13 protein-coding genes are annotated in these 15,877 nt (G+C 70.5%); 7 read left to right on the plus strand and 6 right to left on the minus strand.

The window, feature by feature from the left end:
- Nucleotides 1–24: 24 nt before the first annotated feature.
- The 3 genes from ADK36_RS19670 to ADK36_RS19680 all read right to left on the minus strand — a co-directional run bounded on the left by ADK36_RS19670 (nt 25) and on the right by ADK36_RS19680 (nt 2,370).
- Complete coding sequence (locus ADK36_RS19670) at nt 25–717, minus strand: ester cyclase (RefSeq protein ID WP_053198458.1); 693 nt, start codon at nt 715–717, stop codon at nt 25–27.
- 113 nt (nt 718–830) lie between these two features.
- The gene (locus ADK36_RS19675; RefSeq protein ID WP_048584840.1) at nt 831–1,604 is read right to left on the minus strand and encodes an SDR family NAD(P)-dependent oxidoreductase; all 774 of its coding nucleotides are present in this window, start codon (nt 1,602–1,604) and stop codon (nt 831–833) included.
- A gap of 97 nt (nt 1,605–1,701) precedes the next feature.
- A complete protein-coding gene (locus ADK36_RS19680) occupies nt 1,702–2,370 on the minus strand; it encodes an MOSC domain-containing protein (protein ID WP_048584839.1) in 669 nt (222 codons plus the stop codon).
- Nucleotides 2,371–2,452: 82 nt separating this feature from the next.
- On the opposite strand from ADK36_RS19680, the gene ADK36_RS19685 reads away from it, so the two are divergent.
- Nucleotides 2,453–3,358: a LysR family transcriptional regulator gene (locus ADK36_RS19685; RefSeq protein WP_048584876.1), complete on the plus strand. Its 906-nt coding sequence runs from the start codon at nt 2,453–2,455 to the stop codon at nt 3,356–3,358.
- Nucleotides 3,359–3,408: 50 nt separating this feature from the next.
- On the opposite strand, the gene ADK36_RS19690 is transcribed toward ADK36_RS19685, so the two are convergent.
- Nucleotides 3,409–3,741, minus strand: a complete 333-nt coding sequence (locus tag ADK36_RS19690) for a WhiB family transcriptional regulator (protein WP_030046445.1) — start codon at nt 3,739–3,741, stop codon at nt 3,409–3,411.
- Between the two features lie 381 nt (nt 3,742–4,122).
- Between ADK36_RS19690 and ADK36_RS19695 the strand changes: the two genes are divergently transcribed.
- The 4 genes from ADK36_RS19695 (at nt 4,123) to ADK36_RS19710 (ending at nt 8,503) form a co-directional block, all read left to right on the plus strand.
- A complete protein-coding gene (locus tag ADK36_RS19695; RefSeq protein ID WP_003948568.1) occupies nt 4,123–4,734 on the plus strand; it encodes a response regulator transcription factor in 612 nt (203 codons plus the stop codon).
- Between the two features lie 304 nt (nt 4,735–5,038).
- The gene (locus ADK36_RS19700; protein ID WP_048584838.1) at nt 5,039–5,614 is read left to right on the plus strand and encodes a sigma-70 family RNA polymerase sigma factor; all 576 of its coding nucleotides are present in this window, start codon (nt 5,039–5,041) and stop codon (nt 5,612–5,614) included.
- Nucleotides 5,615–5,755: 141 nt separating this feature from the next.
- Nucleotides 5,756–7,258 carry an IMP dehydrogenase gene (guaB, locus tag ADK36_RS19705; protein WP_048584837.1) on the plus strand — a complete coding sequence of 501 codons (1,503 nt, stop codon included), beginning with the start codon at nt 5,756–5,758 and terminating at the stop codon, nt 7,256–7,258.
- 120 nt (nt 7,259–7,378) lie between these two features.
- Nucleotides 7,379–8,503, plus strand: coding sequence for a GuaB3 family IMP dehydrogenase-related protein (locus ADK36_RS19710; RefSeq protein WP_048584836.1), 1,125 nt, complete (start codon nt 7,379–7,381; stop codon nt 8,501–8,503).
- 687 nt (nt 8,504–9,190) lie between these two features.
- Here the strand turns inward: ADK36_RS19710 and ADK36_RS19715 are convergent.
- Nucleotides 9,191–10,399, minus strand: coding sequence for a nucleotide sugar dehydrogenase (locus ADK36_RS19715; protein ID WP_053198461.1), 1,209 nt, complete (start codon nt 10,397–10,399; stop codon nt 9,191–9,193).
- Between the two features lie 263 nt (nt 10,400–10,662).
- Here ADK36_RS19715 and ADK36_RS19720 point away from each other — a divergent pair, with 263 nt between their 5' ends.
- The gene (locus ADK36_RS19720) at nt 10,663–12,369 is read left to right on the plus strand and encodes a glycerol-3-phosphate dehydrogenase/oxidase (protein ID WP_078916532.1); all 1,707 of its coding nucleotides are present in this window, start codon (nt 10,663–10,665) and stop codon (nt 12,367–12,369) included.
- Between the two features lie 67 nt (nt 12,370–12,436).
- On the opposite strand, the gene ADK36_RS19725 is transcribed toward ADK36_RS19720, so the two are convergent.
- Nucleotides 12,437–13,537, minus strand: a complete 1,101-nt coding sequence (locus ADK36_RS19725) for a serine hydrolase domain-containing protein (protein WP_048584833.1) — start codon at nt 13,535–13,537, stop codon at nt 12,437–12,439.
- 195 nt (nt 13,538–13,732) lie between these two features.
- Between ADK36_RS19725 and ADK36_RS19730 the strand changes: the two genes are divergently transcribed.
- Nucleotides 13,733–15,856 carry a serine/threonine-protein kinase gene (locus ADK36_RS19730; RefSeq protein ID WP_048584832.1) on the plus strand — a complete coding sequence of 708 codons (2,124 nt, stop codon included), beginning with the start codon at nt 13,733–13,735 and terminating at the stop codon, nt 15,854–15,856.
- Nucleotides 15,857–15,877 lie beyond the last annotated feature (21 nt).

Raw genomic sequence — 15,877 nt, forward strand, 5'->3', positions numbered from 1 at the left:
GCGGGGCCTTCCCCTTCGCGGGCGTCACTGACCGAGTACCCCCAGCTGCTCCAGCAGTCCCGCCCGGTCGTACTGCCAGTGGCTCTCGCAGATCACGCCGTCCCGGAACCGCTGCCAGGTCATGCCCTGCATGCTCACGTCCTGTCCGGTCGCGGGAATCCCCAGGAACTCGCCCCTGTGGCGCGCGACCCAGGTCCACCGGGTGCACACCCGGTCGTCCTGGGCCATCTGGTCGTCGATCCGGAACACGAACTCGAAGGCGCCGTACCAGCCCGCGTACACCTCGCGCATCCCGTCGGCGCCCTGCACGGGCTGCGGGTGCGACGGATCGTGGTCGACGTAGTCGTCCGTGAGATGCTCACCGATCCGCTCCGGCGCCGTCTTGCCCAGGGCCTCGAAGAAGGACCGCGCCGCCAGGACGTTCAGCTGCTCGTCGCGCACCACGTCCAGATCGGTGAACGTGGGTTCCCCGTCACAGAGCGCCACCATCTCCTGGAAGATCCGGTCGGTCTCGGGCAGGTTGGAGTTCCGCATCGCCTCCTCGTACGAGGCGAACTCCACGATCTCGATGAAGTGCGCCGGGTCGGACCGGTCCTTGCCGATGATGTCGTGCGTCGCCGTCCGCTTGCCCTTGGTCTGTTCGACCCACCTGTCCATCAGCCGGTTCATCTCGTCGAAACGGCTGGTCCTGCAGTCGATGAGCTGTACGAAGGTCATGAGGTCGTCGCCTCCCGGCCCCCCTGGGTGCGGCTGGACAGCACCATTCTCCCCACCGCGACGGCCGTGCGCCTGTTCACCCGTGCCGTGCCGACCGGCGCCCGCCCGCTCGCCTACTGCGGCCCGTACTTCCGCCCCGTCTTCGAGCTGATCCCCCCGAGCATCCCCCGCGGCACCAGCTTCGCCGCCCCCATCAGCACCTTGTACCGCGGGTCCGGAATGGACAGCGACCTCCCCCGGGCCAGATCCTCCAGCGCCGTGGCCGCCACCTTGTCGGCGTCGAGCCACATCCACCCCGGGATGTTGTCCGTCCCCATCCCGGCCCGCTCATGGAACTCGGTCCGCACGAACCCCGGGCACAGCGCCATCAACCGCACCCCGCTCCCGGCCAGATCCCGCGCCGCACCCTGGGTGAACTGCACGACCCACGCCTTGGACGCGCCGTACGTGCCGCGCGGTACGAAGGCCGCGACCGACGCGACGTTGACGACGCCCCCGCGTCCCCGCTCCCGCATCGCCTCCGCCGCCGCCGACGTCAGACGCAGTACGGCCTCGCAGTGCACCTTGAGCATCTTCAGCTCGTCGGCCATGGAGACGTCGAGGTAACGGCCCTTGTTGCCGAAGCCGGCGTTGTTGATCAGCAGGTCGACGGGGTTGCGGCGGTCGCCGAGGCGGGCGGTGACCGTCTCGATGCCGGCGTCCTCCGCCAGGTCGGCCGTCAGCACCTTGGCCTCGATGCCGTGCCGGTCGTGCAGTTCGGTCGCCTGCTCGCGCAGCCGCTTGGTGTCCCGGGCCACCAGGACGAGGTCGTGCCCGTCAGCCGCCAGCCGCCGTGCGAACGCGGCGCCGATGCCCGCGGTCGATCCCGTAATCAATGCCGTTGTCATGGCGCAAGATTAGTGACCCGGACCGCGTGCATCCGTTTGCTGCACGGGCCCTCCCGATCAGTGAAGCCCGGGCGAAGGCCCCTGCGGTGAGCGTGCGTCAGCCCCCGTGCTGCGCCGCATACTTCCGTGCCGCGTCCAACGCCTCCGGATGCAGCGCCGCACCCGCCGCCAGCAGCCGCGGCAGCAGTGTCCGATCCGTGGTGACCGCCCGGAACTGGAGCGCCACCGTCACCTCGTGATCCGGACGGTGGATGATCTCCAGCGCGTCGCCCGCCCGTATCTCACCCGGCTCGATCACCCGCAGATACGCGCCCGGTGCCCCCTTCGCCGTGAACCGCTTCACCCACTGCTTCTCACCCAGATGGCCCTGGAAGGTGAGACAGGGAATCCGGCCGCACGTCACCTCCAGCACCACCTCGGACCCGATCCGCCAGCGCTCGCCGATCAGCGCGCCGGACACGTCCAGGCCGGACGTCGTCAGGTTCTCGCCGAACCCGCCGTTCGCCAGCGACCGCCCCAGCTCGCGCTCCCACGCGTCGAGGTCCTCGCGCGCCACCGCGTACACGGCCTGGTCGTCACCGCCGTGGTGCTCCCTCTTGCACACCGCGTCCCCGGCCAGCCCGCTCCCCCCGATGCCCTTGGGCCCGGGCGCCGCCACCCGCACCGGCCCCGCCACCGGCCGCTTGTCGATGCCGGTCACGGCATGGGGGTCATCAGTGTTCGGCACGGGCTTCGCCTGGCCCAGGTTCACTGAGAGAAGCTTCATGACGGGCACGGTAGGGGACGGGCCTCCAAAGTGTCGACGCATTATTCGGCGAGTGCCCCAAGGTTCGCTTATGCTCGGTTCCGTGCTCGAAGCCCGCCACCTCCGCGTCCTGCGCGCCGTCGCCGCCACCGGTTCCTTCTCCGCGGCCGGCCGCGAACTGGGCTGCACCCAGCCCGCCGTCAGCCAGCAGATGAAGGCCCTGGAAACCTCCGTCGGCACGCCCCTGCTGATCCGCAGCGGACGCGAGATGCGGCTCACCCAGGCCGGCGAGGCCCTGGTGCGGCACGCCGCCGGAATCCTGGCGGGACTCACCGCCGCCGAGGAGGAGGTCGCCGCCATCGCCGGGCTGCGCGCCGGGCGCGTCCGGCTCGTCTCCTTCCCCAGCGGCAGCTCCACCCTCGTCCCGACCGCCCTCGCCGCCCTGCGCGCCGCGCACCCCGGCACCCGGGTCTCCCTGGAGGAGGCCGAGCCGCCGAGATCCGTCGAGATGCTGCGCGAGGGCGACTGCGACGTGGCCCTCGCCTTCCGGTACGAGGGGGCCGCGGGCCCCGAGGAGTGGGACGACCTGGTCGTACGCCCCCTGCTGACGGACCGTCTCGTCGGCCTCGTCCCCGAACGGCACCGCCTCGCACGCACCGCGTCCGCCGGGCCCGTCGCCATCGGGGAACTCGCGGCCGAGCCGTGGATCGCCGGATGCCCACGCTGCCGGGGGCAGCTGGTCGAGGTGTGCGAGAGCGCCGGCTTCACGCCCCGTATCGACTTCGCCACCGACGACTATCCGGCGGTCGTGGGCCTGGTGGGCGCGGGCCTGGGCGTGGCCGTCCTGCCCCAGCTCGCCGTCGAGTCCGTACGGCCGCGAGGGGTGCGCATGGTGACGCTGGAACCGGCGGTCCGGCGGGAGATCGTGGCGCTCACGCTGCCCGACCTGGCGCAGGTGCCGGCCGTCGCGGCGACCCTCGACCAACTGGCCCGAGCCGCCGCCCGCTAGCGAAGAAGAAGGGCACGCGTGCGCGTGCCCTTACGTGCAGAAACGTTCCTTCAGGTATGCGAGCCGGCTTCTCCGCTGGTCGTCGACGCTGCCGACACCAGCCGGTTGCGTGCCCGCCCCATGAGCTCCTCGCGCTCGTCCTCGGTCAAGCCGCCCCAGACGCCGTACGGTTCGCGCACCGCCAGCGCATGTGCCGCGCACTGCGCGCGGACCGGGCACCTCATGCAGACCTCCTTGGCCGAGTTCTCTCGAGCGCTCCGAGCCGCACCGCGCTCGCCCTCCGGATGAAAGAAGAGCGAGCTGTCCACCCCGCGACAAGCAGCCAGCAGCTGCCAGTCCCACAGGTCCGCGTTCGGTCCGGGAAGGCGGGAGAAATCTGCCATTGCGTGACCCCTTGTAGCCGTTCTGGGCGGATACGGTGTCTACGACCGTACATCTACGATCTAAGAAGATGAAAATATGACTCATTGCGAATCTAGCCCCAAACGCCAGCAAACAGGAAGAAAAAGGGCTGAATGGGGCATGGGTTGTGATGAAAGGTTGAGGGTCCGTCGTGCATGTCTGCCCCGTGTCCGCCCCCTCACGTAGAGTGCCGAAGACGGCACATGCCCCCGTAACTCTTTCGAGTGACCGTCGTTGAGAGGGCGGAGGCGGTTGAAGGAACAAGGGCTCGGGCAGGCGTCCGAGACGGTCGACCGCACAGGTGACGATTTCGTACCAGCCTGGAGGCTCAAGGTGACGTGCATCAGCTGCGGAGGGCGGCCATGACATCCGTCCTCGTCTGCGACGACTCCCCGCTTGCCCGAGAGGCGCTTCGCCGCGCGGTCGCGACCGTGCCCGGCGTCGAGCGCGTGACGACGGCGGCCAACGGCGAGGAAGTCCTCCGCCGCTGGGGCGCCGACCGCTCGGACCTGATTCTGATGGACGTACGCATGCCCGGTCTGGGCGGCGTCGAGACCGTGCGGCGGCTGCTGTCCGCCGACCCCGGTGCGCGCATCATCATGCTCACCGTCGCCGAGGACCTGGACGGCGTGGCCCTCGCGGTCGCCGCCGGTGCCCGCGGCTATCTGCACAAGGACGCCTCGCGCGCGGAGTTGCGCGCCACGGTGACGCAGGCGCTGGCCGACCCGACCTGGCGCCTTGCCCCGCGGCGGCTGCGCTCCGCCGAGATGGGCGCCGCGCCGACGCTCACCGCGCGTGAGATCCAGGTGCTGGAAGGCATGAGCCACGGTCGCTCCAACGCCGAGATCGGTCGCGAGCTGTTCCTCTCCGAGGACACCGTGAAGACGCATGCTCGGCGGTTGTTCAAGAAGCTGGGTGCGTCGGATCGGGCGCATGCGGTGGCGCTCGGCTTCCGGTGGGGCTTGGTGCGCTAAGCGCTCCACCGGGGTGCCGCCTTGTGCCGTCCGGCGGCTGCGGGTTTGTTGTGGCTGGTCGCGCAGTTCCCCGCGCCCCTTTGGGGGCGCGGCTGCGAGGTCGGCCAATCGGTCCTGTCGGCGCCCGCTGCTCGTTTCGGCGCGGATGCCGCATCCTTGAGGTGTGGAGTCTCTCGGGGACGAGTCGGTCGAGCGGAAGGGGAGGGCGCAGGGGATGAGTGCCGGCGCACCTGCTCATAACGCTTCGGTGCACAACATCGGGCGCGGTGCCACGGATGAATCGGCCGCAAGGCACCATGGACCGATGCGCGAGGACAAGACGACGGTGATCGGTGGGCTCGTTCACCGCGCCGTCGACGGGGATGAGCAGGCCACGCACGACCTGCTCGCCCATGTCCACCCCTTGGCGCTGCGCTACTGCCGCACCAGGCTGTCGCGCCTGCCGGGCGACGCCCGGCACTTCGTCGAGGACCTCGCCCAGGAGGTCTGCGTCGCCGTGCTCCTCGCGCTGCCGCGCTACAAGGACACCGGCCGCCCCTTCGAGGCGTTCGTGTTCGCCATCGCCGCGCACAAGGTGGCGGACCTCCAGCGGGCGGCGATGCGCCATCCGGGTTCCACGGCGGTCCCCTCGGACGAGATGCCCGAGCGCCCGGACGACTCGCTGGGCCCGGAGGAGCGGGCGCTGCTGAGCAGCGACGCCGAGTGGGCCAAGAAACTGCTGGCCAACCTGCCCGAGAACCAGCGGGAGCTGTTGCTGCTGAGGATCGCGGTGGGCTTGACCGCGGAGGAGACGGGTCAGATGTTGGGAATGTCACCCGGCGCGGTCCGGGTGGCCCAGCACCGGGCCCTGAGCAGGCTGCGGGCGCTGGCCGAGCAGTAGGCCGCGTTTCCTGAACGGGCGCCGTGCCGATTCCGTACGAACATACGAAGCCTGGAGCGGCCCCGCACCGTGGAATTTGCCACCCCTGCTTCCCGTTAGCATGGACATCCGCACCGATCAAGGCCATTTGGGGAAGGTGTCATGACTGCAAACGTCGACGGAGTGCCCGGTAAATTCGCGACACTCGGGCTGACCTACGACGACGTGCTGCTGCTGCCGGGCGCATCCGAGGTGCTCCCCAACGCGGTCGACACCTCGTCCCGCATCTCCCGCAACGTCCGTGTGAACATCCCGCTGCTCTCGGCGGCCATGGACAAGGTGACCGAGTCCCGCATGGCGATCGCGATGGCCCGCCTGGGCGGCGTCGGCGTGCTGCACCGCAACCTGTCCGTCGAGGACCAGGTCAACCAGGTCGACCTGGTGAAGCGGTCCGAGTCCGGCATGGTCACCGACCCGATCACGGTGCACCCCGAGGCGACCCTCGCCGAGGCCGACGCCCTGTGCGCCAAGTTCCGCATCAGCGGCGTCCCGGTCACCGACCCGGCTGGCAAGCTCCTCGGCATCGTCACCAACCGCGACATGGCCTTCGAGTCGGACCGCAGCCGTCAGGTGCGCGAGGTCATGACGCCGATGCCGCTGGTCACCGGCCAGGTCGGCATCTCCGGCACCGACGCCATGGACCTGCTGCGCAAGCACAAGATCGAGAAGCTGCCGCTCGTCGACGACGCCGGTGTCCTCAAGGGCCTGATCACCGTCAAGGACTTCGTCAAGGCGGAGAAGTACCCCAACGCCGCCAAGGACGCCGAGGGCCGTCTCCTCGTCGGTGCCGCCGTCGGCGCCAGCCCCGAGGCCCTGGAGCGCGCCCAGGCACTCGCCGAGGCCGGCGTGGACTTCCTGGTCGTCGACACCTCGCACGGTCACAACAGCAACGCCCTCAGCTGGATGTCGAAGATCAAGTCCAGCGTCGGCGTCGATGTGATCGGCGGCAACGTCGCCACCCGCGACGGCGCCCAGGCGCTGATCGACGCCGGTGTCGACGGCATCAAGGTGGGCGTGGGCCCCGGCTCCATCTGTACGACCCGTGTGGTCGCCGGCATCGGCGTCCCGCAGGTCACCGCCATCTACGAGGCATCCCTCGCCGCCCGCCCCGCAGGCGTCCCGCTGATCGGCGACGGCGGCCTCCAGTACTCCGGCGACATCGGCAAGGCACTCGCCGCCGGCGCCGACACCGTGATGCTGGGCTCGCTGCTCGCGGGCTGTGAGGAGTCGCCGGGCGAGCTGCAGTTCATCAACGGCAAGCAGTTCAAGTCGTACCGTGGCATGGGCTCGCTCGGTGCCATGCAGTCCCGTGGCCAGGGCAAGTCGTACTCGAAGGACCGCTACTTCCAGGCCGAGGTCGCCGCCGACGACAAGCTCGTGCCCGAGGGCATCGAGGGCCAGGTGCCCTATCGCGGCCCGCTGTCCAGCGTCCTGCACCAGCTCGTCGGCGGGCTGCGTCAGACCATGGGCTACGTGGGCGCGGCCACCATCGACGAGATGGAGTCCAAGGGCCGCTTCGTGCGGATCACCTCCGCGGGCCTCAAGGAGAGCCACCCGCACGACATCCAGATGACGGTCGAGGCGCCGAACTACAGCCGTAAGTAGGCAGCGGTCCTCAGGCACCGGTCCTTCAGGGGCGGTCCCGGAAACATCCGGGGCCGCCCTTGTCGTGCCCGTCGGCGATACTGGTAGACGCTGAAACGCATCAGGGAAAGGCCACACATCGTGACTGAGATCGAGATCGGGCGCGGCAAGCGCGGCCGCCGGGCGTACGCCTTCGACGACATCGCCGTCGTCCCCAGCCGTCGTACGCGCGACCCGAAGGAGGTCTCGATCGCCTGGCAGATCGACGCCTACCGCTTCGAGCTGCCCTTCCTGGCCGCTCCCATGGACTCGGTCGTCTCCCCGGCCACCGCGATCCGCATCGGCGAGCTCGGCGGCCTCGGCGTGCTGAACCTCGAAGGTCTGTGGACGCGCTACGAGGACCCGCAGCCGCTGCTCGACGAGATCGCCGAGCTGCCCACCGAGGCCGCCACCCGCCGCCTCCAGGAGATCTACGCCGCCCCCATCAAGGAGGAGCTGATCGGGCAGCGCATCAAGGAGGTGCGCGACTCGGGCGTGGTCACGGCCGCCGCGCTCTCCCCGCAGCGCACGGCCCAGTTCTCCAAGGCGGTCGTCGACGCCGGCGTGGACATCTTCGTCATCCGGGGTACGACCGTCTCGGCGGAGCACGTCTCCGGTGCGGCCGAGCCGCTGAACCTGAAGCAGTTCATCTACGAGCTCGACGTCCCGGTGATCGTCGGCGGCTGCGCCACGTACACCGCGGCCCTGCACCTGATGCGGACGGGCGCCGCGGGCGTGCTCGTGGGCTTCGGCGGAGGCGCCGCGCACACCACGCGCAACGTGCTCGGCATCCGGGTGCCGATGGCCACGGCGGTCGCGGACGTCGCGGCGGCGCGCCGCGACTACATGGACGAGTCCGGCGGTCGCTATGTCCACGTGATCGCGGACGGTGGCGTGGGCTGGTCCGGTGACCTGCCCAAGGCCATCGCCTGCGGCGCCGACGCCGTGATGATGGGCTCCCCGCTGGCGCGTGCCACGGACGCGCCGGGCAAGGGCCACCACTGGGGCATGGAGGCCGTGAACGAGGAGCTGCCGCGAGGCAAGAAGGTGCACCTCGGGACGGTCGGCACGATCGAGGAGGTGCTGACGGGGCCGTCGCACACGCCGGACGGTTCGATGAACTTCTTCGGGGCGCTGCGGCGGGCCATGGCCACGACCGGGTACAGCGAGCTGAAGGAGTTCCAGCGGGTCGAGGTCGCGGTGGCGGATTCGCAGCACCAGCGGTAGCCGGTACGGCTACGGCCGATACGTCAGGGAAGGGCCGGTCACCCCGGATGGGGTGACCGGCCCTTTTGCGTGCCCTGGCGTGCTCAAGTGGGGCTGGGTGGGGGCGTGTTGTGGGGGAGGGGCGCGTGGTTGCGTTTGGGGCGGATGCGGGCTGAACGGGCGAAGGAAGTCGGTAGTGCCCGTGATCGGCGACCCAAGCTCTCTGGGGCGCCCCTTCCAAGGAGATGTTCCGGACCCCGGCCCTCGGGGCCCGGCCCGAACTCCGAACGGATCGCCTACCGGGGATATGGGCGGCATCGTGGAAGGGGGCGCGCCCATGGGCCGTCACCGCAAGCCCACCCGCTGGGATCGCACTTGGCTTCGGCTGGTGAAGTTCCGGAGGAGGTGCATCTTGTGGTATTTCGGGAAGTGAGCGGCCGCCCCCATGAGACGTAGGGGCGGACACCCGTAACTTCCCAGGAGCCTGTCGCAGTACCCGCTGCGGCAGGCTCCATCTCTTTTGTACGGTACCGGATCGCCCGCCTGGCGTCAGAGCGATGAGCGGCTGTCCCTTTGAGAGGTAGGGACGGACACCCGTTACCACTGGAGCCCGCCGCCGGGCCGACAGGCTCCGAGTCCGTACGCTACCGACGCCAGGGAATGGCGCGCCACCAGCCTCAGAAGCACAACCACCCACACGCGCCCCCCTCACAATCGATGCGCCGCCCCCGTAGGCGTAGCCCCCCGCGTGTCCAGCAGCAGCTGTGCCTTCACCGACAGCCCCTGAAGGTCGTACCGCCGGTGCTGCTGGAGCAGGATCGTCAGGTCGGCGTCGGCGGCGGACTCGTACAGGGAGTCCGCGCGCGGGACGGGGCGGTCGAGGACGTTCCAGGACGGGATGTGCGGGTCGTGGTAGCTGAGGGAGGCGCCCAGCCGCATCAGGCGGACCGCGACCTCCTCGGCGGGCGCGGACTGCTGGTCGGCGAGGTCGGGCTTGTAGGTGACGCCGAGGAGGAGGATGCGGGCGCCGCGCGCGGACTTGCCGTGCTCGTTGAGGAGGGCGGCGGCGCGCTGGACGACGTACTGGGGCATCTGGCTGTTGACCTGCTGGGCCAGTTCGACCATGCGCAGGGTGCGGCCGGCGTGGGCGGTGAGGTCCTGGGGGACGGCGTGGCCGCCGACGCCGGGGCCGGGACGGAAGGCCTGGAAGCCGAAGGGCTTGGTCTCCGCGCAGCGGATGACGTCCCACAGGTCGACGCCCATGTCGTGGCAGAGGACGGCCATTTCGTTGACGAGGGCGATGTTGACGTGCCGGAAGTTGGTCTCCAGGACCTGCACGGTCTCCGCCTCGCGCGGGCCACGCGCGCGTACCACCTTGTCGGTGAGGCGGCCGTAGAAGGCCGCGGCCGACTCGGTGCAGGCGGGTGTGAGGCCGCCGATCACCTTGGGGGTGTTGGCGGGGGTGAAGTCGCGGTTGCCGGGGTCGATGCGGCTGGGGGAGTAGGCCAGGTGGAAGTCGCGGCCGGCGACCATCCCCGAGCCCTCTTCGAGGAGGGGACGCAGGACGTTCTCGGTGGTGCCCGGGGGGACGGGCGACTCCAGGATGACGGTGGTGTGCGGGCGCAGCCGGGCGGCCAGGGTGCGGGCGGCCGCCTCCACCTGGCTCAGGTCGAGCCCGCCGTTCTCGCCGAGCGGGGTCGGCGCGCAGATGACTGCGGTGCGTACGCGGCCGAGCTCGGCGGGGCTGGTGGCATGCCGGAAGCCCCCCGAGAGCATCCGGCGCAGTTCCGCGGGACTGAGGGAGGCGGCCTCGGGCCCGGTCCGGTAACCGAGCGTGGGGATGCCGGCCGCGACGGCGGCCTTGGCCAGCGGCAGGCCGTACGGGCCGAGTCCGATGACGGCGAGATCTGCGGGCATGGCGTGGGCCGTCCTTCCCAGTAACCGAAGTGGAGCAGGTGCGCAAGCCCTGTGGACAGACCGAGGGAGCGCAATGTCAGACTAGGAGTAAATATGACCGATTTGCGGCATTGAATGATCGCGTTTCCGTGAGTGTTGTCCACAGGCTGGGGGCGCGTGGTGGCTGAACTCGGGCAACCCGGTCAGAATTTTGGGCATGGGGGGTACGAAGCGGGCTTCGCCCGACGGGTGCGGCCTACGCGACCGATGAGCGGGAGGCAGCGGTGAGGACAGCGACACTGGGGCCGGCGGAGCGCGCCGAGTCACTCGCAGCAATGGCCGAGCGTGAGCTGGACCTACTGGTCGTGGGCGGTGGCGTGGTGGGCGCGGGCACCGCCCTCGACGCCGCGACCCGCGGACTGTCCACCGGACTGGTCGAGGCCCGTGACTGGGCGTCGGGCACCTCCAGCAGGTCCAGCAAGCTGATCCACGGCGGCCTGCGCTATCTGGAGATGCTCGACTTCGCACTCGTACGAGAGGCACTGAAGGAACGCGGGCTGCTGGTATCGCGGCTGGCTCCGCATCTGGTGAAGCCGGTGCCGTTTCTGTATCCGCTTCAGTACAAGGGCTGGGAGCGGCTGTACGCCGGTTCCGGTGTCCTGCTCTACGACATCATGTCGATGGCCCGCGCCCACGGTCGGGGCATGCCCTTGCACCGCCATCTGAGCCGACGTCACGCCCTGCGCATCGCCCCCGCCCTGAAGAAGGACGCCCTGGTCGGCGCGCTCCAGTACTACGACGCCCAGATGGACGACGCCCGCTATGTGGCCACCCTCGTGCGCACGGCGGCGGCGTACGGCGCCCAAGTCGCCAACCGCGCGCGCGTGACCGGGTTTCTGCGCGAGGGCGAACGCGTCGTCGGGGCCCGGGTGCAGGACGTCGAGGGGGGCGGCGAGTACGAGATCCGCGCCAAGCAGATCGTCAACGCGACCGGTGTGTGGACCGACGACACCCAGTCGATGGTGGGGGAGCGCGGGCAGTTCCACGTGCGCGCCTCCAAGGGCATCCACCTGGTCGTGCCCAAGGACCGCATCCACTCCACCACGGGGCTCATCCTGCGCACCGAGAAGTCCGTGCTGTTCGTCATCCCCTGGGGCCGGCATTGGATCGTCGGCACCACCGACACCGACTGGGACCTCGACAAGGCGCACCCGGCCGCGTCCAGCGCGGACATCGACTACCTGCTGGAACACGTGAACGCCGTGCTCGCGGTGCCGCTGACGCGCGATGACGTGGAGGGCGTGTACGCGGGCCTGCGGCCGCTGCTCGCCGGCGAGTCGGACGCCACGAGCAAGCTGTCGCGCGAGCACACCGTGGCGCACCCGGTGCCCGGGCTCGTCGTCGTGGCGGGCGGCAAGTACACGACGTACCGGGTGATGGCCAAGGACGCGGTGGACGCGGCGGTGCACGGGCTCGACATGCGGGTCGCCGAGTGCGTCACGGAGGACATTCCGCTGCTGGGCGCGGAGGGGTACCGGGCGCTGTGGAACGCGCGTGCGCGGATCGCGGCGCGGACCGGTATCCATGTGGTGCGGGTGGAGCACCTGTTGAACCGGTACGGGTCGCTGGCGGAGGAGGTGCTCGAACTCATCGCCGCCGATCCCACGCTGGGCGAGCCCCTGCAGTCCGCCGACGACTATCTGCGCGCCGAGGTGGTGTACGCCGCCTCGCACGAGGGGGCGCGCCACCTGGACGACGTGCTGACGCGGCGTACGCGTATCTCGATCGAGACGTTCGACCGGGGGACGCGGTGCGCGCGCGAGGCGGCCGACCTGATGGCGCCGGTGCTGGGCTGGGACAAGGACCACACCGAGCGCGAGATCCAGCACTACGAGAAGCGGGTGGAGGCCGAACGGGAGTCGCAGCGGCAGCCCGACGATCTGACGGCGGACGCGGCGCGGCTGGGGGCGCCGGACATCGTGCCGTTGTAGTAAGTCCGGCGGAGCGTCACCCGAACGGGTGGCGGAAGTTGGGATCTCTGCTCGAACCTCGGCCGTTTTACCTGGTGCGAGGGCAGAACTCGGCAGCGAGCAGCCGGGGTTCGAGACCGGGATCCGCTATCGCCGTCGTGTTCACCCGGAAGGTCAGGACCCGACGACCGCCGACGGTGGCCGCGGAGCGCACGTAGCTGCCGGAGATGCGCCCGTTGTGCCCCCAGACGACGGTGCCGCACGGCAGTTTCACGGGAAAGAGCCCCATGCCGTACGAGCCGTGTGCGGCACGGGTGTCGAGCATCTCGCGCAGCCAGCGCGGGGGCAGCAGGCGGCCGCCGAGCAGCGCGGCGTAGAAGCGGTCGAGGTCGGCGAGCGTGGTCACCAGCTCGCCCGAGGCGCCGGCCACCCGTGGGTCGAGTTCGGTGACATCGGTCCCGTCGGTGGTGTAGGCGCGGCCGTGCGGAGAGGGCAGAGAGGTGCGGGATCCAGGGAAGGAGGTGCCGGTCAGACCCAGTGGAGTGATGACACGGTGCTCGGCCTCGGCGGCGTAGGAGCGGCCGGTGACATGCTCGATGACCAGGCCGAGCAGGACGTAGTTGGTGTTCGAGTAGGAGAAGCTGCCGGCGTCGGCAGGGGGGTGGGTGAGTGCGATGCGTACGGCCTGAAGCGGTGTGAGAGGGACGGTGCCTTCGGTCGCGGCGGCGAAGTCGTACAGGCCGCTGGTGTGGGTCAGCAGGGAACGAAGGGTCAGCGCGCGCCCGTCGTTGCCCGCCCCGCGCACCAGGCCCGGCAGGTACCGCTCCACCGGGGCGGACAGGGACAGCCGTCGCTCGGCGGCCAGTTGCAGGACGACCGTCGCGATGAAGGTCTTGGTGATGCTGCCGGCGCGGAAGTGGTCGGTGCGGGCGATGCCCTGGCCGGCCCGGACGTAGTGGGTGCCGGTCCTCTCGCGGGCCAGCAGGGCGGCGGCGGGGGCCTTGCCCCGGGTGACCAGCCGGGGCAGAAGGGAGTCCGTCGCCTGTGCGGTGGAGGACGACGAGGCGGTGCGTGCCGACGAGGAGGTGGAGGACTGGCCGAGGAGTGCCGGGGCCAGCAGGCCGAGGAGCGTCAGGGCCACCGGAAGGGCCACCAGTGTCCGGAGCAGGGGCGTCGCCGGTCGTGCCATGCGGGTTCCTTCCCTTGTCGCGGCTCATCATGCCGGGCAAGCGGAACGCGCGATTCACCGGGCTTCGGGTGCGCCGGGCGTGGAGACCCCGGGCCGTGCGGTCGGGTGGCGGGGCCAGAGGCACCCTGGGCGTCGGGCACTTGTCGGGTGAGAGACAATGGAGGCTCTGTCAGGGCGGGTTGTATGAGGGGACGCATGTCGGAGGCGGAGCGGGCGGGGACATCTCGTCAGGACACTCGGCAGGACGACCGCGAGCGTCTCCTCGCGGGGCGGTACCGGCTGGGCGGAGTGCTCGGCCGGGGCGGCATGGGCACGGTGTGGCGTGCGGTGGACGAGACTCTCGGACGGACCGTCGCCGTCAAGGAGCTGCGGTTCCCGTCGAACATCGACGAGGAGGAGAAGCGGCGGCTGATCACGCGCACCCTGCGTGAGGCCAAGGCGATCGCGCGCATCCGCAACAACAGCGCGGTGACGGTGTTCGACGTGGTCGAAGAGGACGACCGGCCGTGGATCGTGATGGAGCTCGTCGAGGGCAAGTCGCTCGCCGAGGTCATCCGGGAGGACGGTCTCCTGGAGCCCAAGCGGGCGGCAGAGGTCGGCCTGGCCGTGCTCGACGTGCTGCGGTCCGCGCACCGCGAGGGCATCCTGCACCGCGACGTGAAGCCGTCGAACGTCCTGCTGGAGTCCGACACCGACCGGGTCGTGCTCACCGACTTCGGTATCGCCCAGGTCGAGGGCGACCCCTCCATCACCTCGACGGGCATGCTCGTCGGCGCGCCCTCCTACATCTCCCCGGAGCGGGCCCGCGGCCACAAGCCGGGTCCCGCGGCCGACCTCTGGTCGCTGGGCGGGCTGTTGTACGCGTCGGTCGAGGGGGTGCCGCCGTACGACAAGGGCTCCGCGATCGCCACGCTCACGGCGGTGATGACCGAGCCGATGGAGGAGCCGAAGAACGCGGGACCGCTGAGGGACGTCATCTACGGCCTGCTCACCAAGGACCCCGAGAAGCGGCTCGACGACGCCGGCGCGCGGGCGATGCTCAACGCCGTCATCCACGCGCCCAAGGCCGAGCCGGAGCCGGTGGACGCGACGAAGGTCGTGCCGTTGCCGCCGCAGCCCGATGCGCCCGAGGGCAAGGGCCGTTCGGGGGCCGGGAGCAAGCGTGGTGAGGAGGCCGGGGAGCGGTTCCGCGGGGCACTGCGGTCCGTGCGGAAGGCCGCGGCGGGTGCGGGGGCGGCCGGGACGGCTGCCGCTCGTGCCAAGTCCGGCGGCGAGACGGCTGTTTCGCAGTCCGGTGGGGCAGCGGCCGCGGGCTCGTCCACGGGAGTGGGCGGGGCAGGGGCGTCGTCGAAGGGCGGGAGTACGGGGCGGCCTTCGGGCGCCGGGGCGAGCGGAGTTGCTGCTGCGTCCGGTGCCGGTGCCGGTGCCGGTGACCGTTCCGGTGCGGGTGAGCGGGGCGCGGAGTCGGCGAACGGGCAGAGCGGGGGCCGGAGTTCCGGGTGGCCCGTGATGACGCCGCCGGATCTGCCGCCGCGGCCGGTGCCGAGGGCGCCGCTCACCGATGTGGTGCCGAAGCGGACGCTGGTGATCATCGCGGTGGCCGTGGCGCTCGTCGTGCTCGGTGTGGTGCTGGCGCTCACGCTCGGCGACGACGGCGGCTCGAAGGCATCGGCGAATGGCGGCGGGGGCAAGGCTTCCGCCAAGGCCAGCGCCAGTGCCGACACCAAGACGGACGAGAACGACCGTACGCAGGCGGACGGCGAGAAGTCGGCGTCCGCGACGGCCGGGTCGGGCTCCGGCGAGGGTGCCGAGACCGGCAGCACGCCGAGTGCCGGGCCGAGCGCGACCGGCGGGAGCGGTGCCGAGGCGGGGTCCGGGAGCGACAGCAAGGTCGTGAAGACCCACAAGGGGAGCCAGGGGTACTCCATCGGGCTGCCCAAGGGGTGGAAGCTCCAGTCCACGGATTCGGCGGGCGACCGGTTCACCGGGCCCGACGGGCAGAAGCTGCTCGTCGCCTGGACGTCCACGCCCAAGGGTGATCCGGTGGCGGACTGGAAGAACCAGGAGCGGGGCATGGTGCGCTCGCAGTACAAGAGGATCCGTATAGAGGAGGTGGACTACCGCGGTTGGAACACGGCCGACTGGGAGTTCACCTATGTCGAGGGCGGTACGAAGTACCGGACGATCGACCGCGGGTTCGTCGTGAACGACCAACTCGGACATGCGCTGATGTACACCGCGAAGGATTCGAATTGGGACAGCGAGCTGCGCAAGGACACCTGGAAGACGTTGACGGATTCGTTCAAGCCGAAGTCGTGAAGTGCGCGGAATTCGGTTTGG

Source organism: Streptomyces viridochromogenes (assembly GCF_001270495.1).
GTDB lineage: Bacteria > Actinomycetota > Actinomycetes > Streptomycetales > Streptomycetaceae > Streptomyces > Streptomyces viridochromogenes_A.